General features: G+C 48.2%; 19 protein-coding genes and 1 tRNA gene. 15 read left to right on the top strand and 5 right to left on the bottom strand.

The window, feature by feature from the left end; all coding sequences use genetic code 11:
* Positions 1-20 precede the first annotated feature (20 nt).
* Positions 21-1,748, bottom strand: a complete 1,728-nt coding sequence (locus tag V2154_RS01915) for a ShlB/FhaC/HecB family hemolysin secretion/activation protein (RefSeq protein WP_353500836.1) — start codon at positions 1,746-1,748, stop codon at positions 21-23.
* Between the two features lie 734 nt (positions 1,749-2,482).
* Here V2154_RS01915 and V2154_RS01910 point away from each other — a divergent pair.
* The 6 genes from V2154_RS01910 to chbG all read left to right on the top strand — a co-directional run bounded on the left by V2154_RS01910 (position 2,483) and on the right by chbG (position 7,782).
* Positions 2,483-2,815 (top strand): PTS sugar transporter subunit IIB, encoded by a 333-nt coding sequence (locus V2154_RS01910; protein ID WP_353500835.1) that lies wholly within the window; start codon positions 2,483-2,485, stop codon positions 2,813-2,815.
* A gap of 102 nt (positions 2,816-2,917) precedes the next feature.
* The gene (chbC, locus tag V2154_RS01905) at positions 2,918-4,276 is read left to right on the top strand and encodes a PTS N,N'-diacetylchitobiose transporter subunit IIC (protein ID WP_353500834.1); all 1,359 of its coding nucleotides are present in this window, start codon (positions 2,918-2,920) and stop codon (positions 4,274-4,276) included.
* 65 nt (positions 4,277-4,341) lie between these two features.
* Positions 4,342-4,689, top strand: coding sequence for a PTS N,N'-diacetylchitobiose transporter subunit IIA (gene chbA, locus V2154_RS01900; protein WP_034786899.1), 348 nt, complete (start codon positions 4,342-4,344; stop codon positions 4,687-4,689).
* A 14-nt stretch (positions 4,690-4,703) separates the two neighbouring features.
* Positions 4,704-5,540, top strand: a complete 837-nt coding sequence (gene chbR / locus V2154_RS01895) for a transcriptional regulator ChbR (RefSeq protein ID WP_353500833.1) — start codon at positions 4,704-4,706, stop codon at positions 5,538-5,540.
* A gap of 93 nt (positions 5,541-5,633) precedes the next feature.
* Positions 5,634-6,977, top strand: a complete 1,344-nt coding sequence (locus V2154_RS01890) for a 6-phospho-beta-glucosidase (protein ID WP_034786892.1) — start codon at positions 5,634-5,636, stop codon at positions 6,975-6,977.
* A 43-nt stretch (positions 6,978-7,020) separates the two neighbouring features.
* Positions 7,021-7,782, top strand: coding sequence for a chitin disaccharide deacetylase (gene chbG / locus V2154_RS01885; RefSeq protein ID WP_353500832.1), 762 nt, complete (start codon positions 7,021-7,023; stop codon positions 7,780-7,782).
* Between the two features lie 74 nt (positions 7,783-7,856).
* On the opposite strand, the gene fic is transcribed toward chbG, so the two are convergent.
* Positions 7,857-8,933 carry a protein adenylyltransferase Fic gene (fic, locus tag V2154_RS01880; protein WP_353500831.1) on the bottom strand — a complete coding sequence of 359 codons (1,077 nt, stop codon included), beginning with the start codon at positions 8,931-8,933 and terminating at the stop codon, positions 7,857-7,859.
* A gap of 792 nt (positions 8,934-9,725) precedes the next feature.
* On the opposite strand from fic, the gene V2154_RS01875 reads away from it, so the two are divergent.
* Entirely contained in the window at positions 9,726-10,940 is a 1,215-nt protein-coding gene (locus V2154_RS01875; protein WP_353500830.1) for a DNA cytosine methyltransferase, read from the top strand.
* Positions 10,937-13,063, top strand: coding sequence for an ATP-binding protein (locus V2154_RS01870; protein ID WP_353500829.1), 2,127 nt, complete (start codon positions 10,937-10,939; stop codon positions 13,061-13,063). Before V2154_RS01875 ends, V2154_RS01870 begins: the two co-directional genes overlap by 4 nt.
* Positions 13,064-13,073: 10 nt before the next feature.
* Here V2154_RS01870 and V2154_RS01865 read toward each other — a convergent pair.
* A protein-coding gene (locus V2154_RS01865) for an IS1 family transposase (protein ID WP_225865976.1) occupies positions 13,074-13,771 on the bottom strand; the annotation gives its coding sequence in 2 pieces (ribosomal slippage) (positions 13,074-13,522 and positions 13,522-13,771; 699 coding nt in all).
* Positions 13,772-13,939: 168 nt separating this feature from the next.
* Between V2154_RS01865 and V2154_RS01860 the strand changes: the two genes are divergently transcribed.
* The 3 genes from V2154_RS01860 (at position 13,940) to V2154_RS01850 (ending at position 17,217) form a co-directional block, all read left to right on the top strand.
* Positions 13,940-14,683 carry an ATP-binding protein gene (locus tag V2154_RS01860; RefSeq protein WP_353500828.1) on the top strand — a complete coding sequence of 248 codons (744 nt, stop codon included), beginning with the start codon at positions 13,940-13,942 and terminating at the stop codon, positions 14,681-14,683.
* Positions 14,676-16,490 carry a response regulator receiver domain gene (locus V2154_RS01855; RefSeq protein WP_353500827.1) on the top strand — a complete coding sequence of 605 codons (1,815 nt, stop codon included), beginning with the start codon at positions 14,676-14,678 and terminating at the stop codon, positions 16,488-16,490. Before V2154_RS01860 ends, V2154_RS01855 begins: the two co-directional genes overlap by 8 nt.
* A 406-nt stretch (positions 16,491-16,896) precedes the next feature.
* Positions 16,897-17,217, top strand: a complete 321-nt coding sequence (locus V2154_RS01850; protein WP_437341985.1) for a hypothetical protein — start codon at positions 16,897-16,899, stop codon at positions 17,215-17,217.
* 85 nt (positions 17,218-17,302) lie between these two features.
* Here the strand turns inward: V2154_RS01850 and V2154_RS01845 are convergent.
* Both V2154_RS01845 and allS read right to left on the bottom strand, forming a co-directional pair.
* Positions 17,303-17,387, bottom strand: a tRNA-Leu gene (locus tag V2154_RS01845).
* A gap of 127 nt (positions 17,388-17,514) precedes the next feature.
* Entirely contained in the window at positions 17,515-18,441 is a 927-nt protein-coding gene (gene allS, locus V2154_RS01840; protein ID WP_353500826.1) for an HTH-type transcriptional activator AllS, read from the bottom strand.
* Positions 18,442-18,661: 220 nt separating this feature from the next.
* On the opposite strand from allS, the gene allR reads away from it, so the two are divergent.
* The 4 genes from allR (at position 18,662) to V2154_RS01820 (ending at position 23,721) form a co-directional block, all read left to right on the top strand.
* The gene (gene allR / locus V2154_RS01835; protein ID WP_034786864.1) at positions 18,662-19,474 is read left to right on the top strand and encodes an HTH-type transcriptional repressor AllR; all 813 of its coding nucleotides are present in this window, start codon (positions 18,662-18,664) and stop codon (positions 19,472-19,474) included.
* 137 nt (positions 19,475-19,611) lie between these two features.
* Positions 19,612-21,408, top strand: a complete 1,797-nt coding sequence (gene gcl, locus V2154_RS01830) for a glyoxylate carboligase (protein WP_353500825.1) — start codon at positions 19,612-19,614, stop codon at positions 21,406-21,408.
* The gene (gene hyi / locus V2154_RS01825) at positions 21,405-22,184 is read left to right on the top strand and encodes a hydroxypyruvate isomerase (RefSeq protein WP_353500824.1); all 780 of its coding nucleotides are present in this window, start codon (positions 21,405-21,407) and stop codon (positions 22,182-22,184) included. The genes gcl and hyi overlap by 4 nt, the downstream gene beginning before the upstream one ends.
* 268 nt (positions 22,185-22,452) lie before the next feature.
* On the top strand, positions 22,453-23,721 hold the full coding sequence (locus V2154_RS01820; RefSeq protein WP_353500823.1) for an MFS transporter: 1,269 nt from the start codon (positions 22,453-22,455) through the stop codon (positions 23,719-23,721).
* Positions 23,722-23,782 lie beyond the last annotated feature (61 nt).

Here is a 23,782-nt window from a genome sequence, read left to right as displayed (position 1 = left end):
CGTGAATTCCTCATGAAAAGTTACAACACAAAGCCGATGCGGTAATAAACCGTAACGCGGTCAGGGGAGAGCGAGTCTGGGTATTTCAGCGGCCAGCCGACGGTGAACTGGCTGGAGAAATAACGGTTGCTGTTAGCCAGCCCGATAGCGCCGCCCCACAGGGTGCCGGAGGCGTTGACGTCGTCGTTGTTGTGGCGCAGCACGCCGCCGTCGATGGCGCCAATCGCCGTGATCTGGCCGAGCAGTGGCAGCGTGCCAAGCTGGCCGTCGAGTTCGTTTCGCCAGTAAACGCCGTTATCGCCAGACAAATACTGCTCTTTATAGCCGCGCACCGAGCTTTCGCCGCCGATGCTCAGGCGTTCGCTGCCGTACAGGCGGTCGTCGGTTTGCTGGCCGTAGGCGCTGGTGAGCCAAGTCACGTGCTTGGTCAATGGCAGGTAGTAGCTGGTCGCCAGCGTCCATTTGCTGAACTCGGCGCGCGGTCCATCGCTGGCTTTATGCTGGTCATCTTCACCACCAAACCAACTCACGCCACGGCTAAAATTAGGGTTTAACGTGGCATAGCCGCCCCACAGTTTTTGGCTGTGGTTGATGCCGGTGTTAACACTGGTTAGGCTGCGACTGCTGCTTTTTAGCGGCGCGTCGTTGAGATAGTTGCGGTTGAGGCGATGGGTAAGGCCGAGCGCTAGCGCGGTTTTCATGTCGCCATTGCGGAACAGCACCCGGCTCAGGTTTACCCGATGTGCCTGACTGTCGCCGCGCGAACGCCACTCAAAACCCTGTGACTCGAGGGTGGTCAGGTAATCGCTGTAGCTGTAGTTATAATCGGCGGTCCAATAGCCGTAAGGCAGGCTGAATCCGGCCTGCACGCTCTGCGCATCGTGGTCATTGGCAAAGGCGCTGCTGCGCGCCGCGCTGACAAACCACTGGTCCGCCAGCCCCAGCAGGTTGTTGGCGGTCAGCGAGCCATTGATTTGCCCGACACCGGTGCTTTTTTGCCCGCTATTATCGAAGCCCACGCCGACCTGAAGAGGGAATTCCGGCTTAGAGGTCAGGTTAACGATGGAGTAACCCGGCTGAGTGCCCGGCTGGATCTCAATCTGCACCGGCGTTTTGCGTAGGCGATTAATTTGCTCCATACCTTGTTCAATATCGCGCAGGTTGAGCACCTTGCCGACCAAGCCGGGAAAGGCCATCGCCAGCATCGCACCGCGCTGGTTCTCCATCTTTATCTGCTCGAGTTTGCCTTCCATCACCAGCAGATTCAGGGTGCCGGTGGAGAGATCTTGCTCAGTCAAAAATGCTCGGCTGGTGATATACCCCTTGCCGATGTACCAGTCAGAAACCTGTTTCACCAGCGCGTTGATTTGGCCAATATCCAGACAGCGATTGAGGTAGGGCCGGGTTATCTCCTGCTGCACGCCCGCCGACATCTTCTCGGCACCCGTCAGCCTAATAGTATGAATGTCGAAACAAGGCCCGCCGGGGCGAGTGGACTGCGGCGCAGGCTTTTCGCTCAGGCTGGTGCTGCGTTGCAGTTCCTGTCGCTGCTGCTGGTTTTGCTCCAGCAATTGGCGCTGTTGCTGCTCAATGCTGTCGCGATCGGCCGGGCTTAATGGCGAAGCCAAGGCAGAGAGGCTGAAAAGCAAAGCTACCGCCCCCCCGAACCCAACGAGATTTTTGCGGCCAGTGATCCGGTAAGTCAATTCACGAAGGGGTAACGCAGAAAGAGATCTGATGATTTCCATATCCTGGCCGTTTTCCAGACCCTATAGCTCGCAGACGGTTGTCCGGCTTTTAAACAGGTCCGATTGATAAATGTGCATCCAGCAGCTATCGGCGGGCAGAAATTTAACTTTAGGGGTTCTGAAAAGGTAGTTGTGTCAAGATATGTAAACTGTAACGCAGAGGAAATTGTTAAGAGAAGATGGAGAAAACGGCTACGGGACGGTTTAGATTCAAACCTACCCCAGTCATTGCCAGAGGAGGCTGGCGCGGCTGACTCAATCAATATCGAAGTATTTAATGCTCGCTTTGGGTCAGACGTACTGATTGGCGGGCCGATCATCGGCAGCGCGGAACCGCACATTTTTGCCGAGGCGTCGGGCAGATTAGTTATCTTGCGCTTGATAGTGATTCTCGTTACGGGGGAAAGCAGAGCACGCTAGGCATCAGGCGAATTTCCTAGGTTAAGAGCTAATTTTCTTTGAGCCTTATTTTCTGGCGAAAACAGCAAAATAGTCTTTAATTCTATAGGTATAACGAATGGCCGCATCGGCGATTCATTGCCGCTTCAAATACCATCTTGCTGTTTAATTCCCCAAAATGTGAAGGGAGTCATAACTATTGGTCAAGGAGAGACAATTTTAGCAAGAGATGAATTATCGTCCATCGAGCTTGCTGGATTATACTCACTGCAAGCAGAGACAATCAGGACGAATCATTCTGCCCTGTTATTTCTCAGAAAAACGAGGATTACGTTATGGAAAAGAAAGTCATTTATTTGTTCTGTTCGGCGGGTATGTCCACTTCATTGCTGGTTAAAAAAATGAACGACGTCGCTGAAAAACACCAAGTACCAGTCATCATCCAAGCCTTCTCCGAGTCACTGGCGGCAGAAAAAGGCGGTGAAGCGGATTTAGTCTTGCTCGGCCCGCAAATCGCTTACAAGTTGGATGAGATAAGAAGATTACTACCGGGTAAAACTGTCGAAGTGATTGATTCAATCCACTACGGCAAGGTTGATGGGTTAAAAGTTCTTCAATCAGCAGTCGCTTTAATTAAAGCATCAAGTCAGCAATCTGTGAGTCATTAATTAATTTTTTATTTTGCATTACTTAAAAGTCAAAGAGTCAGCAGTCAAAGAGCGAATTTCATACCCTGGCCGTCTAAAAGGCGGCATTAAAGGAAAATAAAAATGAGTAAAGCCATTGATTCACTTGAAAAGGTGCTTCTACCTTTTGCTGTAAAAATAGGTAGACAGCCCCATATTAACGCTATTAAAAATGGTTTCATCCGATTAATGCCGCTGACCCTCGCAGGGGCGATGTTCGTTTTAATTAATAACGTATTTCTGAGTTTCGGCGAGGGTTCTTTCTTTTATTCTCTCGGCATTCGTTTAGACGCTTCCACTATTGAGACATTAGCCGGTTTAAAAACCATCGGCGTCAATGTGTATAACGGCACATTAGGGATTATGTCGCTCATGGCGCCGTTCTTTATCGGGATGGCCTTAGCCGAAGAGCGTAAAGTGGATCCTCTGGCCGCAGGCCTGCTCTCCGTGGCCGCCTTTATGACCGTCACCCCTTATAGCGTGGGCGAAGCTTACGCCGTCGGGGCCAACTGGCTAGGTGGCGCGAACATTATTTCCGGCATGGTGATCGGCTTAGTCGTCGCCGAGATGTTTACCTTTGTTATCCGCCGCAACTGGGTTATCACCCTGCCAGACAGCGTACCGGCCTCCGTCTCCCGCTCCTTCTCCGCACTGATCCCAGGCTTCATCATCCTGTGTATCTTTGGGGTTATCTCTTGGCTGCTGGGGCTATACGGCCACAACTTCCACCAGATTATTATGGATTCCATCTCCAAACCTCTGGCATCAATGGGAAGCGTGGTGGGCTGGGCATACGTGATTTTCAACTCCCTGTTGTGGTTCTTTGGTGTTCACGGCTCCCTCGCGTTAACCGCGCTGGACAGCGGCATCATGACCCCGTGGGCGCTGGAGAACATCGCCATTTACAACCAGTATGGTTCAGTACAAGCCGCGCTGGATGCGGGCCAGACCTTCCACTTCTGGGCTAAACCAATGCTCGACTCCTACATCCTGTTGGGTGGTTCTGGGGCAACGCTGGGCCTGATCATCGCCATCTTTATCGCATCACGTCGTGCGGACCACCGTCAGGTCGCCAAACTGGCACTGCCATCCGGCATCTTCCAGATTAACGAACCTATCCTGTTCGGCCTGCCGATTATCATGAACCCGGTGATGTTTATCCCGTTTGTTCTGGTACAACCGATTCTGGCCATTATCACGCTGACGGCATACACCATGGGGATTATCCCGCCGGTGACCAACCTCGCGCCGTGGACCATGCCTACCGGGCTGGGGGCCTTCTTCAACAGTAACGGCAGCATTGCGGCGCTGTTAGTCGCCCTGTTCAACCTCGGTATTGCCACGCTGGTCTACATGCCATTCGTCATCTTGTCGAACAAAGCGCAGGCGATTATCGAAGAAGAAGAGAGCGAAGAAGACATTGCTGCATCACTAAAATTCTAATCTAAGGCAAGCTGGGGAGAGGAGATTCTCCCCAGTATCCAACGAGTTAACTCAGGGAGATAACCATGTTTGATTTAGACAACATTGAAGACAGTGAAGAAGAGTTAGACAGTCTGGAAGAAGTGGTGATGGGCCTCATCATTAACTCCGGGCAGGCGCGCAGCCTGGCGTATGAAGCACTGAAAGTCGCTAAACAAGGCGATTTCACCAAGGCCTGGGAGCTGATGGCCAAGTCACGCGAGTCGCTGCATGAAGCCCATCTGGTGCAGACCAAACTGATTGAAGGTGACGCCGGTGAAGGCAAAACCAAGGTCAGCCTGGTGCTGGTTCACGCCCAAGACCACCTGATGACCTCCATGTTGGCACGCGAGTTAGTGACAGAGATCATTGAGCTTCACGAGAAAATAAAATAGCGTTGGGAGTCATCATGCAGCCACAGTTACTGAGTATGGACATTAAGACAGCACGCGAAGATCAACTATTCGACGGTCAAAATTTCCACATGTTTATCTACAACAAGGTAGAGAGCATCTCAGGGCTGCACGAACACGACTACTACGAGTTCACCATCGTGCTCACTGGCCGCTACTACCAGCAGATCAACGGCAAGCAAGTGCTGCTCGAGCGTGGCGATTTCGCCTTTATCCCGCTGGGCTCCAACCATCAGAGTTTCTATGAGTTTGGCCCAACCCGGATATTAAACGTCGGCATCAGTAAAGCCTTCTTCGAACAGCACTATCTGGCCTTGCTGCCGACCTGCTTCGTGGCCTCGCAGGTGTATAAAATTAAGAGTGAGTTTCTTAACTTTATCGAGTCGATGGTGGCGTCTCTCAACTTCAAAAATGGCGAGTTTAACGAGTTTCTTGAGATGGTGACCTTCTACGCCATCAACCGTATTCGTCATCATCGCGAGTCTGATATCGCGCCTGACGTGCCGGTTTGGCTCAAAGAGACCATTGAGAAAATGCACGATAAAACCCAGTTCGGCGATAAAGCTTTGTCGACCATGGTGCAACTTTCGGGAAAATCGCAGGAGTATTTAACGCGCGCCACTCAGCGCCATTATGGCAAAACGCCAATGCAGATTATTAATGAGATCCGCGTTGATTTCGCCAAAAAGCAATTAGAGATAACCAATTACTCTATTACTGATATTGCATACGATTCGGGATATAGCAGTCCTAGCATGTTCATTAAGAACTTTAAAAAAATAACTACCTTTACGCCTAAGCATTATCGCAAGGAGTTATTTAATAATAGCTGACTGTATATGAATTAATGCGGACTCAATAATAGTCTTCACTCATTCCTATATTTACCTTTGTTTAAAGTGCATTCATATTGCACGGGAGCCCCTATGTCTAAAAAACTTAAAGTAGTCACCATTGGCGGTGGCAGCAGCTATACCCCGGAACTACTCGAAGGCTTTATTAAACGTTATGAAGAGTTGCCGATCAGTGAATTATGGCTGGTGGATGTCGAAGCCGGTAAAGAGAAGCAGGATATTATTTTTGATCTCTGCCAGCGCATGATAAAGCGCGCGGGCGTGCCAATCAGTTTGCATAAAACATTAAATCGCCGTGAAGCATTAAAAGACGCCGACTTCGTCACTACCCAGCTGCGCGTCGGCCAGTTAAAAGCCCGCGAGCTGGATGAACGCATCCCGCTGAGCCACGGCTATTTGGGTCAGGAGACCAACGGCGCGGGCGGCCTGTTCAAAGGCCTGCGCACCATTCCGGTGATTTTCGACATCATCAAAGATGTGGAAGAGATCTGCCCAGACGCCTGGGTTATCAACTTCACCAACCCGGCCGGTATGGTCACCGAAGCCGTGGTTCGCCACACCAACTTCAAGAAGTTTATCGGCGTGTGCAACATTCCGGTCGGCATGAAGATGTTCATTCAGGACGTGCTGAAGATTAGCCCGCAGGATGAGCTGTCGATTGACCTGTTCGGCCTCAACCATCTGGTGTTTATCAAAGACGTCATCGTCAACGGCGAGTCGCGCTTCGCCGAGCTGCTGGACGGCGTGGCCTCCGGCACCCTGACCGCCGGTTCGGTAAAAAACATCTTCGACCTGCCATTCAGCGAAGGGCTGATCCGCTCGCTCAACCTGCTGCCGTGCTCCTACTTGCTCTACTACTTCAAACCCAAAGAGATGCTGGCCATCGAGATGGGCGAGTTCTACAAAGGCGGCGCGCGTGCCACCGTGGTACAAAAGGTCGAGAAACAGCTGTTCGAACTTTATAAAGACCCAGAGCTGAACGTAAAACCGAAAGAGCTGGAGCTGCGCGGCGGGGCCTATTACTCCGACGCGGCGTGCGAAGTGATCAGCGCCATCTACAATGACAAACAGACCGAGCAATACGTCAACTTCGCCCACCACGGGCATATTGATAATATTCCGGCTGACTGGGCGGTCGAGATGACCTGCACCATCGGGCGCAACGGTGCGACGCCAACTCCGCGCATTACCCATTTCGATGAGAAAGTGCTGGGTCTGATTTACACCATCAAAGGCTTTGAGATTGCGGCGAGCGAAGCAGCCCTGAGCGGCAAACTGAATGATGTGCTGCTGGCGCTGAACCTTAGCCCGCTGATTCATTCCGACAAAGACGCCGAGAAGCTGGCCCGCGACATGCTGCTGGCGCACGAAGCGCTGCTGCCGAACTTTGCGAAAGCCATCGCAGAACTAAAATAACCTATGCGCCCTCCTTCGCGGGAGGGCTGCCAAAGGGCAATTTATGGATAAATTACTGATAGTCAATGCCGACGACTTCGGGCTTTGCAAAGCACAGAACTACGGCATTATCGACGCCTTCACCCACGGCGTTGTCAGCTCCACCACGGCTATGGTCAACCAGCCGGGTGCCGAGCACGCCGCCCAACTCAGCGCCGCCAACCCACTGCTGCCGGTCGGCATGCACTTCGTGCTCACCCTTGGTAAACCTCTCACCGAGATGCCGGGCTTAGTGCGCGACAACGGCGTTCTGGGTAAATGGATCTGGGAGATGGCCGAAGCCGACACCCTGCCCCTCGACCAAATTAAACAAGAGCTTGCCGCCCAGCTCACCCGCTTTATTGAACTGTTTGGCCGCAAACCGACGCACATCGACAGCCACCATCACGTGCATATGATCCCGCAGATTTTCCCTATCGTCGAAGCCTTCGCCCAACAGCAAGACGTCGCGATGCGCATCGACCGGGATGCTATCCAGCAGCACAACATCCCCCTGTGCGGCGCGCGCAGCACGGCCGCTTTCGACAGCACCTTCTACGGCGACAGCATCACAGAGGAGCTGTTTCTCAGCATCCTCGACCACGCCAACCAGCGCGGCGACCACTCCCTGGAAATCATGTGCCACCCGTCATTCATCGACAACACCATCCTCGGCAGCAAGTATTGCTACCCAAGATTGGCGGAGTTGGATGTGTTGACGTCGGTTGGAGTGAAGGCTGGGGTTGGGGAGCGTGGTTTTAAACTAGGTGGATTTGGAGAGTTGTAGGAGTGAGTAGGCGTTTTGTGGTTTTGATGCCCTCTCCTCTCGGAGAAGGCATCAGTTTGCTTAGCGACTACCACTTACTGATTCAATTCCCGTAGCAATCTGGTGTTTATATACAGCTTTTCACGACCAACGCTCATCTCCTCCAACACACCAATTTCAACCAACTGCTTGAGGTAGAGTGATGCCGTCTGGCGCTTAGCCACGCCGCGTTCAACCAGATTCTCGATCCGACAATAAGGCTGTGCAAAAAGCGCTTGGACCAGTTCATGGGTGTAAATTTTCGGTAGTTTGTCGCGAACATACGCCGAGGTTTCAGCCATCAAGGCCCGCACAATCGAGATTTTCTCAGTAGTCCATCGGGAGGTGCTTTCCACCGCCTCCAGCATAAATAATATCCACGACTCCCAATCCCCCTCCTCTGTCACTCCGCGTAGGAGCCTGTAGTAATCGTCACGCCTCTCCAAGATAAAACGAGACAGATACAGGATGGGTAGCGAAAGCAGTTCGCTCTGGATCAGGTAGAGAATATTCAGGATACGGCCCGTTCTCCCATTCCCATCTGGGAAGGGGTGGATGCACTCAAACTGATAGTGCGCAATAGCCATTTTTACCAAGGGATCTAAATCATCATCACCATGGATAAACCGTTCCCAGTTCGCCATTAAGTTACGAATGGCCTCTTCACCCACCGGCGGCGTATAAACCACGTTATTATTCTGGTCACGCAACATCGTGCCCGGCGTTTTCCTGATATCAGTTTGAACGGCGCGTAATTTGGTACAGATAGCTATCGCTGTGTTTGTGCAGAGTGGATAGTCTTCAAGGTGGGTGTAGCCATCAAAAAGCGCGGTGCGATAGCGCAACGCTTCTTTCGTCGCCGGATCGGCACCCTCTGTACGGTCAACATACTGAAAGAGCTGATCGCTGGTCGTTACGATGTTCTCAATGCGCGATGAGTCCTTCGCTTCGAGCATCGGCAGGATATTGATCAGCAACCCTTGGTCGGGGATCAACTCACCAGAAGTTTTCAACTCAGCGATTGCAGAGCGCGCACTGATGCAAGCTTTGAGTACGCTGCGCGTTTCAATCTGCTCCAAGTCAGGCGGCAGTATGGGCAACGCGTTGTAAGGCGTTTCAGGATCCCAACTCATATGTTTATAAAAACCGTTTTAATCGACATATAGCCATAATATGTCGATGCCATAAACATGTCACGCCCTCATGTTTATAAAATCGCGTTTTATCGACATATAGCTAAAACGTGTCGATGGTATAAACATATCTGGGGGATATGTTTAGAAAAGAGAGTTTGTGGGCATTTTGGGGGGTTGATGTGGGCTATCTGGGTTTGTGGTTGATGAAGCCTACTCAAAGGAGACCTCTATTTCCCTCCCAATATGAGAAAAATTTTAACAATAGCTCTTGCGCTGCACTGCCGCTTTCGATAGCTAATAGCATCTCCAATGCAGCGTTCCTAGGCCTCTGAGCCCCCTTGAAAATCGAGTGCTGTAGGTCATTCACCGATAAATCGTACTTAGAAGTAAGTATCGTGGCCTAAGATTAGTTGAATTGGATGTGTAGCCAGCACAGAGGATAGTCGAAGAGGGAAAAAAAATCAGATAGATAAAATTTATAGGCTCGTAAGATAGAAAAAAATATTTTTTCACAACTCTTCATTTTTCGAAATATTTCAGGCATAAATAAGGCATTATGTCTATATGGATCTTTAGCTAAATAGTTTTATGCTGACACAGTGCTAAATTAGAGTACTTAAGGCAATTCATTTCTTTCCACGAACCGAATAAAACACTTTATTATCAGTAAGTTACTGATATCACAGGTAGTTGAGCTTGTACTGTCATTATATACATTAATGTTCAAAAGTGGGATATGCTCTAAATGTTACGTATACTAGTGTGATTAACAACAAAAAAAACCTTATTATGCACAAGTTAAAAGCTATTGACCTATTTGCTGGCGCCGGTGGATTCTCTCTTGCGGCCCTTAAAGCAGATATTGATGTACAAGCTGCGATAGAGCTTGACGAACTAGCATCAGAAACATATTACAACAATCTTGTTGTTAAATATGGCGCATTAACGCAAGTATTTTCTGAGGATATCAACAAAGTAGATATTAGTTCTTTGATGAATTTTCAGAACTTAAAACAAGGCGATCTTGATATATTACTAGGGGGTCCGCCCTGCCAAGGTTTTTCATCTCATCGCATTAATAATGCTGGTAAAGATGACCCAAGAAATGCTTTATTATTACGCTATTTTGATTTTGTTAAAGAATTGAGACCTAAAGTTTTTTTAGTGGAGAACGTTCCTGGATTACTTTGGGCTCGGCATGCCGATTATCTAGATGAATTTATACGACTGACAAAAGAGCATAACTATAAAATCATTGGTAATAAACCATATATATTAAATGCTAAAGATTACGGTGTTCCACAAAATCGTAAAAGAGCATTTATACTAGCTGTCAGAGAAGATATTTGTACTTCTAGCTTCTCGTGGCCACCAAAAGCTACGCATGGAAAGAATAATACACTTCCGCTAACAACTGCATCAACTGTTTTCGAATGTCCAAAGCAATCTATTTTAATTGAATTCAAAGAGCGTTTAATCGAGAAATTTAAGTATGAGGAAAATATTGCTGAAGATCTCATCAAAAAATTAGTTTGGGGCGCCCCACTTTCAGAGGATGACCCTTGTAATGTACATATGATACACTCAGCGGAAATAACGAATCTTTTTGAGAATACACCTTTAATTGGGGACAGAATTGAATCAGGAAGACAGTTAAATTGCCATAAAGAATATGCGGGCCATTTAGATGTATATGGAAGAATCTATCCACATATGCCATCGAATACAATCACGACCGGATGTAATAACCCTTCCAAAGGCCGGTTTGTCCACCCATGGTTGCCCAGAGGCATATCATTACGACATGCTGCTCGCTTGCAAACGTTTCCTGATGACTTTGTCTTCAAGGGTGGATCTATGGCTGTATCTAAACAGATCGGCAATGCAGTCCCTGTAAAATTAGGGGAAGTATTACTACAAGCAATAATAAATTTATTATCCGCCCAAGTAGATATAATTGCTAACAAAAACCAAGAAGAAACTAATAAGGAATATTCATTATGACGCGGCATGTCACCTTTCAGACAAGAGCAAGAACAATAGACCATCTAGGAAGAGAGCAGATAGCTGACTGCCCTACAGCTATATCTGAATTATGGAAAAATGCTTACGATGCTTATGCTCGTAAAGTTGACCTCCATATCTTTGATGATGATATGAATATCTCCGCCATTTTAGATGATGGTCATGGTATGAATAGAAGTGAATTCGAATCTAAATGGCTCATTGTAGGTACGGAATCAAAAACGAATGGCTTCTCTATTACTCCAGCAGACCGCAATGGTCTTCCAGCAAGGCCGAAACAAGGTCAGAAAGGTATTGGCCGTTTATCATCTGCGGCTCTTGGGCCTCTCTTATTAGTTATTTCAAAACGACATGATAGTGACTATGTTGTCGCACTTATAGACTGGCGTTTATTTGAAAATCCATTCTTATATCTCAATGATATAAGAATCCCCGTTAGAGAATTTAGTCATAAAAATGAGTTAGAAGAAATACTTCCTTCTTTATTTGACCAAATGATGGGCAATATATGGGGCGATTCAGACGATGCAGCACGCACTCAAAGAATAGCTGATGCTTGGAATACATTTAGCAAACAAGAAATTGAAGATGGGTTAGAAAAAACCACTCAACAAAAAATTGAACAAACATTAATTCGAGAAATTTTCAAGGAAAAACATTTCAATAAATGGTCAGTGTGGTCCGGTGATTCTTCACATGGTACTGCAATGTTTATCGCAGATGTGCAATATGACATTTACATACAACTATCAAATACTCCAATAAATCAAGCAGATGACACAGAGAAGAGTACTCGTGATCGCTTCTTCCAAACTTTATCTAATTTTACCGACCCATTTTCTCGGGACAATGAGCCTTTAATTGACGACTTTAAATATAATGTTACAGGTTGGGTAAATAATGCTCCTCGAATAATAATTGGAGAAGAACGCGAGTTTGACCTGCGTAATCTCGAGGAATTAGAGCATATTATAGAAGGAGTCGTTGATAGTGATGGATACTTTAAAGGTAGAGTTAAAGTATTTGGAAAATGGATCGAAGAATATATTATAAAGCCTAAGCAAGTTTATAAAACAAGAAAAGATAGTGCATTTGGTTCATTTCATTTACGGATTGGTACTTTTGAAGTTTTATCTGGAAGTACCTCACTAAATGATATCCAACACTCTCATTTTCTTGAGCAATCCGATATGTATGGCGGGTTTAGAATATACCGTGATGGTTTGCGTGTAATGCCTTATGGCCGAGCCGATAGTGATTACTTCTCGATAGAAGAAAGACGTTCAAAGAATGCTGGTCGTTATTTTTGGTCAGGCCGACGTATGTTCGGAAGAATTGCAATTTCTCGAGAAAATAATCCAAATTTAAAAGATAAAGCTGGCCGAGAGGGTTTTATTGAAAATAGGGCCTCAAAACTTTTTAGAGAAATTGTCGAAAAGATATTATTAGATTCTGCAGATCAACACTTTGGTCGTAACTCAAAAGGGAGAAAAACTACACTTGAAGATATAAAAGAAAAAAAAGCACTTTTGAAAGCAGAAGAAGATAGACTAAAGCTATTGAATAAGGAACGTAAACGCATACGATCCTCCATCAAGCGCAATATAATTCCATTAACTAGTCTCGTGTCTACCCTTACAGAGTTTCGAGAAAGTATTGATGGTAGACTGAGTCTTGGCTCTATTGAGGAGCTCCACGCTCTAAAACAGTCAACTGATACTTACCTTGAAATAGTACAAGGGTATTCACTGAGTCCACTACCTACTAATTTAGGCCGCTTAGAGGATGATTATCGATCCTATAGAAAAGAAGAACTTAAATGCAGGGAAATAGTAAAAGATCTTACTTTTTTAATTAATAAAGCAATTTCTGATTCCACTCAAAAAAGTGATTACGAAAAAGCATATGAAGTATACAGAAGTAAACTTTCTAGCATTAATAATACAATTACAAAATATGCAGCTCGCGGAAAAGAAGTTCTCTCTAAACAACATTTTGAATTTGAGGAATTGATAAAAACTTGCCGTGAGCAATATAAACTTGTAATGGAGTCGGATCTTGAAGATATAAAACTTGATAAAATCCCCTTGCCTCTTTGGTAATGACTCCAACTTACTGATAGTGTTTTATGTTCAGATAATGCCCGATGACTTTGTCATGCAGCTCCACCGATTTTGAGAACGACAGTGACTTCCTGCCCAGCCTTGACAGATGCTGCCTCAGATTCAGGTTATGCCGCTCAATGCGCTGCGTATATCGCTTGCTGATAACGTGCAGTTCTCCCTTCAGGCGTGATTCATACAGCGGCCAGCCATCCGTCATCCATACCACGACCTCAAAGGCCGACAGCAGGCTCAGAAGACGCTCCAGCGTGGCCAACGTGCGTTCACCGAATACGTGCGCCACAACCGTCCTCCGTATCCTGTCATACGCGTAAAACAACCAGCGCTGGCGTGATTTAGCGCCGACGTAACCCCACTGTTCGTCCATTTCCGCGCAGACAATCACATCACTGCCCGGTTGTATGCGCGAGGTTACCGACTGCGGCCTGAGTTTTTTAAGTGTCGTAAAACCGTGTTGAGGCCAACGCCCATAATGCGTGCACTGGCGCGACATCCGACGCCATTCATGGCCATATCAATGATTTTCTGATGCGTACCGGGTTGAGAAGCGGTGTAAGTGAACTGTAGCTGCCATGTTTTACGGCAGTGAGAGCAGAGATAGCGCTGATGTCCGGCAGTACTTTTACCGTTACGCACCACGCCTTCAGTAGCTGAACAGGAGGGACAGCTGATAGAAACAGAAGCCACTGGAGCACCTCAAAAACACCATCATACACTAAATCAGTAAGTTGGCACCATTACCTGCCTCTTTTACTAAATAAGTTAGACGAAGAACAAGAACGGGTTGAAATTGAAAACACACAAAAACTTTCCCCATATATTACAGCTTTAGAGAGAATAAACGAAGAAATAGACTTGGAAAGTTTAGCTATTCATAGTATGAACGAAACAACCAGACATCGTGAAGAAGTTTTGCGCCTACATTCACTAGCTCAGCTTGGTATTACAGTTGAAATTATTGGTCATGAACTTGATAGTTTAGATCAAGAGTTGACTCATGCCTTAAAAAATATTGATGATGGAAATCTGACATCTTCTCAACATGAAAATATTGACATGGCTCTAAAATGTCACAATTCATTAGTTGAAAAACTTAAATTCTTATCACCATTGAAATTATCTGGAAAAAAAGAAGTACAAAAAATAACAGGGCTTGAAATAGAAAAATATATTAAATCCTATTTCTCAAAGCAGCTTTCAATTGCAAACATAGAATTATCATGTAGTAAAGAGTTCACAAAATTATCTTTATTGGATCTACCATCAAGAATTTACCCAGTATTTATAAATATTATAAATAACTCTATTTACTGGGTACAAAGAGATCAGGAAAAGTCAAAAAAAATTCTCATAAGCTATGTTAACGAAGAAGTATTCGTCAGTGATAACGGTCCCGGCGTTGACAGTGATGATTACGAAAATTTATTCACATTATTCTTTACCCGTAAACAAAAAGGGGGGAGAGGTGTTGGCCTTTATCTATGCAAACAAAACCTTATGGCAGGTGGACATAGTATTAGATATGAAACTCGAGATAGTTTTAAAGTTCTAAGTGGTGCAAATTTTGCAATTAATTTCAAAGGAATTAATCATGACTGAAACTGTCGCAACTTACAGTGACTTAATTACGGAAGCATTTATAACCCCTATTCGTAATGTAACTGTTATAGATGATGAATACCCTACACTTTTGTCATTGATTGATATGAAGACTGTTAATCCAGATACGAGTGGACAAAGTAGAGAGAGTAAATCAGCCACTACTTACACTGGAGCAAATATTGAACGGCTAAAAAAAATAATAACAATGTGCCAATCATCTCGCAAGTGGAGCATAGATGTTTTTGACGGAAAGTCTCCTAACTTTGGAGGTCATGAGTCTATCCCTGGATACATACATCATAGTGATTTAATAATACTCGATTATCATTTAGATGGTGATACCTCTGCCGATGAAGGTAAAAGAGCACGAAGCATTATCCAATCCTTAGATAACAACAATCACTACAATATTACTCTCGTTCATACGAAAGGGCTTGCAGGTGATATTAAGTCTGTTTTTAAGGATATACTAACTGATTTCATAAGGATTAGTAACGATAATATCCTTATTCCAACTGATGATATTGATGAAAAAATCAACGATTGGTTAGACGTTAATAATGATGGTGACAAATACAACTGGATCAGAGAAGACTTACACTTGCTCGATGCACTTTCTGTCTATGCTTCAATGATTCCTGAAGAATGCATTAAACCTCAAAATCCTGATAATCCGTTGAATCATTATTCTGACGAGATATTAGAAGTAGCTAAGGAAATCGGTATAAATGGCATAGATGTTGTTAAATGGCGCTTATATGACATTCTAAAAAAAAATAATATAAAATTCGCAGAAAACATTCGTACAGATTTGAAGTGGCACTGGTGTGATAATACAAACTATATTAGCACTGGTAAAACTTTCATTTCTATAATTAGGAAAAGCAATGATAATCCTGAGGATGAGTTGATTGGTTCGCTGAATTTGGCATTAACTAAACAGAATGCTTCTCCAATGCATCTTCTTATGGCAAAAATGCGTTATGAGCTTGACGAGAGAGGTATTGAACAAGCATCTAAAATTATCAGTAACCGATATGCTCAAGCAGGTTGGCTCTATAGCCTTCTACAAAATTCGGAAAGCGACTATGCTCACGATAAGGCCATTAATCTACACTGGGAACAGTTAGCTACAGCATCTCGTATAGAGCTGAGAGACTTTTCTAAAAAAATCATGGCAGTTGCTAAGAATTTAAACCCTGGAAATAGTAAGGAATTTGTCAAGCAATTTTTCAAAGATTGCATTAACAGAAATGATCTAGCCCTAGGACAGCTAAATGCTTTTTCGTGTTCAATGCCAGTATGCAATAATCATTTAATAACCGGAACAGTTTTAGATATAAATGGTGAAAAGTGGGTCTGTATTACTCCGGCATGCGATCTAATCCCTGGACAAAAATCTAGCATGTGGGAATCACGTATAGGCCAGACCCATTTAGTATTTAAAGCTATAAAATTTGAACTAGCTGTTTTGAGCACGGCAAATGAACATGCAAATAAAAATGATTATATTTACCTAAATATTAATGGAATTCCTGAGGCATATTGGATAGGTAAGGACAATCCTCACTGGGATACATTTTATGCAGAAAATCAAGGTCGTTACTTCGAGGATAACCAATTATCATTGAGGTGCGTACGAGAGGAAGAATCGATTAATGGAAAGACTTTAACAATGATAAATATTCAAGCATCGGCAATTGCAGAATTGCGCTATGAATATGCTCTTAATTTACTCCATAAATTCGGCTCTTCTCAAACTCGCGTTGGGTTGGATTTCCAGAATAAAAAAAGCATTTGGTAAAGAAAAAGCCACCTCTTGAAAAGGTGGTCTGAAAAATGGCCCCCAAGAAGGGGGCTTTGTTAATTTTGATCCTGTATTATCCCCCATTCCCTGCGATCCCCATTCCAAAACCACATACAAATCCCTGTAAATGTATCCAGCACATTTCATTGTGTTGATGGGGAGAATACACTCTCTTCGCTGCGGCAAAATCCGCAGCCGGAATTAGCGTTCTGCCTAAACATATGATGTGGCACTGTGTAATAATGCCTCACGCTTTTGCTCACCCAAATTATGGTGGCTCAGGCAGAGGCTTCGCAAGAAGCGCCGGTTTTCCCATATGTTCCGGTAACGCTAACTCTGTCTGAGCTGCCACCCAAGGTTAGCGTCTTGGGCGGTCATCTAAATTTTAAAATATGGGATTAAAATGATGACTCACACCGAAACCACTGAAAACTCTATCACCGTCTTCCGTTCACTGATTGCCGGGCTGGATTTCAGCCACTTAGAAGACACCCAGCTTTATGACCTGAGTGCATTAGCCTCCGAGTCTGCCGAAGGGCTTTGTCATGGCTTGCTGTGTCTTAGCGAAGGGCTGGAGAACAGTGAGATTGTGCCGCCAGAGGGGGTGCCTCAAATCAGTGCTTATCTAAAAGCCGTGGCGCATCTCGTACCACTACTGTTTGAGTTGAATGAGTGTGCGAGTGACAGACTGGGAAGTCGAAGAAACGGACCATTAACTGTCTGAATTTGAGACTTAACCTTTTGGATTAAGCCAAATCGCAGACATAAAAAAAGCCACCCGAGGGTGACTTAATTTTCATACTGACTAATGGTGCCGAAGGCCGGACTCGAACCGGCACACCTTGCGGCGGTTGATTTTGAATCAACTGCGTCTACCGATTTCGCCACTTCGGCACTGAAAGTAGTATGCGGAAAACGGGTGCATTATACCTTTCCGAAGACCTCACGCAATACTTATCCTGACGGGTTTTGACTGAGTGCCGAAAAAAACGGCAAAACCGCGTCTTTCTGGCTGTTTTTACTACAAATCGAGGGTCTGAAGGGGTGAATAAAAGCCTTGAATCAGTGGGTCGCGTCGCTCGAACATCGCCACCAACTCTTTGACCACTTCGCCGCCGCGTTCATGTGACCACGCCAGTGACAATGGCGAGCTTTGGCGGTGGTTAACCAGCGTTCTGGCGACCAGTTCGCCGCTGTCGAGATAGGGCTGGCATAGCGTGCGGGGCAGAAATCCAATGCCGACGCCGCGCAGGTGACATTGCAGCTTGGTGTTCATGTCCGCCACTTTAATCTCCTGCTGGCCCGGCAGCAGCCAGGCGACGCGTTTGGCGAGATGCACCGCCGTGTCCTCGATATTGACCGCCGGATACCAGCGCAGTTGCTCTTCGCTCAGCGTCTCCCCGCCCTGCGCCAGCGGGTGCTGCGGCGCAACCACAAACACCCACTCGACCTTGCCGAGCGGCAGAATGCTGATGCTGTTCTCCAGCGACTCCCTGCCCGCCACGCCAATCGCCAGATGGCAATCGCCATTGAGCAAGGTATCCCACACGCCCATATACACCTGTCGGGTGATGTGGAAAGTGGTGAAGGGATAATGCACATTTAAATGCGCCAGCAGGTCGGCAACGCTGTCGCCGTTATACAGCAAGTTATTGATAACAATATCAACCCGTGGCTCAACGCCCTGATTGATCTGCTTGAGTTCGCCGGGCATAGAGTCCAGCCAACTCAGCCACTGGCGGCAGCGTTCGAGCAAATAGCTGCCCGCCGGAGTTAACGTCACGCTGCGGGTGGTGCGCAGGAATAGCTGGGTGCCAATCCCCTCTTCGAGCACTTTGATGCGATAACTGATGGTGGCCGAGGTCTTATGCAGCGACTCGGCGGCGCGGGAAAAGCTACAGCACTCGGCAACTTTTACAAATGAACGGATTGTCTCGTGGTCCAGCATTGGCGCTCCTTGCAGGTTTGTCTCACTTCACTATGCCGCCTATTGAGCCTAAAATCCTCCCCATCTCCCCTGACCTTCATCACAAAAATGGTTTTAATTGCAGAGATAGGGAAATCGTGCGCGAAATACAATTATGGAAATATATTCCATTTATCACTTTTAATTGAAAATTCCCTTGCTACAGTAGGGATCGAATCGACGCGATAAGAGAAAGGATTGAATGACTGAATTACGGAGAAGAGGTCGGCCTGCTCAGGAAGGCACCTCTGCGACCAAGGGCGCGCAGGCGCTGGATCGTGGGCTGGAGATTTTGCAGTTTTTGGCACAGTCGGGAGGGAGTTCTTCCGTGTCGGTGCTGTCGGAAAAGTTAGATCTGCCGCTTTCCACCACCTTCCGTCTGCTGAAAGTGCTTGAGAAATCAGAGTTTGTGTTCCAAGACCCGCAGCTGGGTTGGTGGCACATTGGTATTCAGTCGTTCACCGTCGGGTCGACGTATATGAACGATCGCGACGTGGTGTCGGTCGCCGGGCCCTTTATGCGCCGCCTGATGCTGCTCTCCGGCGAGACCGCCAATCTGGCGATCCGCAACAATATGGACGCCGTGCTGATCCGCCAGTGCGAGTGTCAGGCGATGGTGCGCATGTGCGCCCCGCTCGGCAGTCGCCTGCCGCTGCACGCCTCCGGCGCGGGCAAGGCGCTGCTCTACGCGCTGGATGAAGAAGAGATGCTGGATCTGATTGTGCGATCCGGTTTGCAGACTTTTACTCCGCACACGCTAAATAGTCTGATCCCACTGAAGAAGGATCTGGCGACCTCGGCCCAGCGCGGCTACGCGGTGGACCACGAGGAGCACGCGCTGGGGCTGAACTGCCTCGCGTCGGCGATTTTTGATAAGAACAATCAGCCGATTGCTGCCATCTCCATCTCGGGGCCAAGCTCGCGGATGGAACCGGCGCGCTTTGCCGAACTCGGCGAACTGGTGCGCGACGCCGCGCGCGACATCAGTACCGCACTGGGCGACCCGCACAGCTAGAATCTAGGCCTGACGCCAGAGATGGCGTCTGGTCGCACGGTCTGCCAATCACAAAGCTCCGTGCTTTTTTTTGGCATAAAACCAAGTTGGAAAAACTTTCCAATAAATGGATTTATCGACGATAAGGAATGTAAACCATGGCTAAGATGAGAGCAGTTGATGCAGCAATGTGGGTGCTGGAGAAAGAGGGGGTGACCACCGCCTTTGGCGTGCCCGGCGCGGCAATTAACCCGTTTTACGATGCAATGCGCAGGCACGGCGGTATTCGGCATATCCTTGCACGCCATGTGGAAGGTGCGTCGCACATGGCCGAGGGCTATACCCGCGCCACTGCGGGCAATATCGGCGTCTGTCTGGGCACCTCGGGACCGGCGGGCACGGACATGATCACCGCGCTCTACTCGGCCTCGGCGGACTCGATTCCAATCCTGTGCATTACCGGGCAGGCCCCGCGCGCCCGCCTGCACAAAGAGGATTTTCAGGCAGTGGATATTGAGTCGATTGCCAAGCCGGTGACCAAGATGGCGGTGACCGTGCTGGAACCCGCGTTGGTGCCGCGCATGCTGCAAAAAGCCTTTCATCTGATGCGTTCTGGTCGCCCCGGCCCGGTGCTGATCGACTTGCCGTTTGATGTGCAGATGGCGGAAATTGAATTTGATCCCGAGACTTATTCGCCGCTGGTGCCTTACAAGCCTTGCGCCACGCAGGCGCAGATCGACAAGGCGCTGGCGATGCTGTGTCAGGCCGAGCGCCCGCTGATTATTGCCGGGGGTGGGGTTATAAACGCCGACGCGGCGGATCTGCTGAAAGAGCTGGCGGAGATCTGCAATATTCCGGTGATCCCAACCCTGATGGGCTGGGGGTCGATCCCCGACGATCACCTGCTGATGGCGGGCATGGTCGGGCTGCAAACCTCCCACCGCTACGGCAATGCCACCCTGCTGGCGTCGGATCTGCTGTTCGGCATTGGCAATCGCTGGGCCAATCGTCATACCGGATCGGTGGAGAAATACGTCGCAGATCGCAAAGTGGTGCACATCGACATTGAAGCGACGCAGATTGGTCGGGTGATCTGCCCCGATCTGGGCATAGTGTCGGACGCCCGCGAAGCCCTGCTGATGCTGGTTGAATCAGCCAAACGCCTGTTCGCCAAGGGTGACCTGCCAAACCGTGACGACTGGGTCGCAGAGTGCAACCAGCGCAAAACTACCCTGCTGCGCAAAACCCATTTCGATCAAGTGCCGGTCAAACCGCACCGGGTGTATGAAGAGATGAACCGCGCGTTTGGTGCCGACGCCTGCTACGTGACCACCATCGGCCTGTCGCAAATCGCGGCGGCGCAGACCCTGCACGTGTTCAAACCACGGCACTGGATTAACTGCGGACAGGCAGGCCCGCTGGGCTGGACCCTGCCTGCGGCGCTGGGCGTTCGCGCCGCAGACCCCGCTCGCAAGGTGGTGGCGCTGTCCGGCGATTACGATTTTCAGTTCTTGATTGAGGAGCTGGCGGTCGGCGCACAGTTCAAACTCCCCTACATTCACGTGCTGGTCAATAACGCCTATCTGGGGCTGATTCGTCAGTCGCAGCGCGGCTTCGACATGGACTATTGCGTCCAGCTTTCTTTCGAAAATATCAATAGTAGCGAGCTGGGTGAATACGGCGTGGACCATGTGAAGGTGGTCGAAGGGCTGGGCTGTAAGGCCATTCGCGTATTCAAACCGGAAGAGATTGCCCCGGCATTTAGGCAGGCTGAAAAGCTAATGAAAGAACATCAGGTGCCGGTTGTGGTAGAAATTATCCTCGAGCGCGTGACCAATATTGCGATGGGTACCGAGCTGGATAATGTCACTGAATTTGAGCCGACCACGTCGCTCGCGGCTGAAGCCCCGACCGCCGTGGCGTTTTACGATTACCGCCAAGGAGAGAACTCATGAGTCGCTTTGCCGCCAACCTTTCCATGCTGTTCACCGACGTCGATTTTTTGGCTCGATTCGCTCAGGCCAAGGCCTGCGGGTTCAGCGCCGTGGAGTATATCTCTCCTTATGAGTATCCACCCGAGGTAATACAGGCCGAGCTTGCCCAGCAGGGTTTATCTCAGGTGCTGTTCAATTTGCCAGTGGGAAACTGGGCCGACGGCGAGCGCGGCATTGCCTGCTTGCCGGGCAGAGTGGACGAGTTCCGCCAAGGGGTGAGTCAGGCGATTCGCTATGCCAAAGCCCTGAACTGCCCGCAGGTGAACTGTCTGGCAGGTAAAGTCTCGGCGGGCAGTGATCCGCAGTTGATAGAAAAAACGCTGGTGACTAACCTGCGTTTTGCCGCCGACGCGCTGGCAAAAGAGAACATTCGGTTACTGATTGAGCCTATCAACAACCTTGATATGCCGGGGTTTTATCTCAACACCAGCCGTCAGGCGCTGGCGCTGATTGAGCAGGTCGGCAGCAAGAATCTCTGGTTGCAGTATGACATTTACCATATGCAAAGAATGGAAGGCGAGCTGATCCAGACCCTACGCAACCACCTGTCGCAGATCGCGCATATTCAGGTGGCGGACAACCCAGGGCGGCACGAACCGGGAACCGGCGAGATCAATTTCGACAATATTTTTAGCGCGCTGGATCAGATGGGCTATAGCGGCTGGATCGGCTGTGAATATAACCCGCAGGGCGACACGGCGGCCGGATTATCTTGGCTAAATCATCGACAACGTTAATCAACTCACAAAGGGAGTCACGGGAAAAATATAATATGGCGTTCTGATAGACTTTTAATCGGGACCGGGAATGAGAATTACCTCTCTCCGCTCAGGGTTATTCATTACCCTGAGCGGGAACTCTACAAATAAGACCAGCCTTCATAAAAAATTATCAGGATCTTAATCCAAGGAGATAGGTATGGCTGTTTCAGAAACAATCAATGGATCATCAATTTCACAACAAATTAATAAATCAAAATTGTATCGAAAAGTTGCATGGCGAATCATGCCCATTTTATTAATCAGTTATATTGTGGGTTATTTAGATCGCGTCGGCATCTCCTTCTCTAAATTCCAAATGATGCCGGACATTTTAAATGGCAACATGGCCTTAGCGGAATCAGTATATGGGCTGGGCGCCGGAGTGTTTTTCATCGGCTATATTATTGCCGGCGTGCCGAGCAATATGGTGTTGAGTAAGTACGGCGCGCGAAAAATCATTGCGCTACTGATGGTGATTTGGGGCGGCATCTCGATGCTCAGCGTGTTTATCACCTCTCCCATGCAGTTCTACATCGCCCGATTTTTCCTCGGGATTGCCGAAGCGGGCTTCTACCCCGGCGTCATTCTCTACCTCACTTTATGGTTCCCCTCTGGCCAGCGCGCCAAAATGACCGCCCTGTTCGTCTGCGGCATTCCCATCAGTAATATCATCGGCGGCCCGCTGTGCGGCTGGATCATTGAGCACATGAATGGCCTGATGCAGATGTCCGGCTGGCAGTGGCTGTTTTTCATCAGCGGCCCGCGCGCGTTGCTGATTGCGCTGGTGATCTTCTTCTTCCTCGACAACACCTATCAAAACGCCAAGTGGCTGACAGATGAGGAGAAAGCCATGATCCACGAGGATATGGATCAGGCCAATCAACAGCGATTGTTAAACGCCAAAAACGGTATTGTCGCCCACGAATGGACGATGAAAACCATGCTGAAATCCTCGGCGTTCACCAAAATGTGGCTGATCTGCTTCTGTACCGTGATGGGCCAAGGCGGGCTGGCGTTCTGGGTGCCGACCATTATCAAAGACACCGGGGTGAAGTCCGTTTTCGACGTCGGCCTGCTCAGCATGGTGCCTTATATGCTGGCGGTGGTGGCGATGCTACTGGCGGCGCGCAGCTCCGATAAGCACCGCGAGCGCCGTTGGCACATTGTGGTTCCCTTCTGCATTGCCGCCGTCGCCATGGTCAGCATTGGCGTATTTCAGGATAACAAAAGCATCGTGATGTTCTCACTGTGCATCGCCGTGGCCGCCAGTCTGGTGCCTTCGCCGCTGTTCTGGAGCCTGCCGAATGCCATCTTTACCGGCACCTGCGCGGCGGCGGGCATTGCGCTGATTAACTCCATCGCCAATATCGGCGGCTTTATCTCGCCCTATATCATCGGCTACTTTAAGAATACGACGAACAGTAATCTGGTGGCGATGTGCGTGCTGGCCTCAATGATGATCCTCGGCGCGATACTCACGCTAACGGTGCCCGCCAAGATGGTGAATAAGTAGTAACTGATTGTCTTAGAAGAGAAAGTGAGAAGTATTAAAAAAGCGCCTGAGGAGAGATCTT

Source organism: Ewingella sp. CoE-038-23, from assembly GCF_040419245.1.
Lineage (GTDB): Bacteria > Pseudomonadota > Gammaproteobacteria > Enterobacterales > Enterobacteriaceae > Ewingella > Ewingella allii.
Note: the sequence above shows the minus strand (reverse complement) of the source record. Positions and strands in the feature narration are given on the sequence as shown.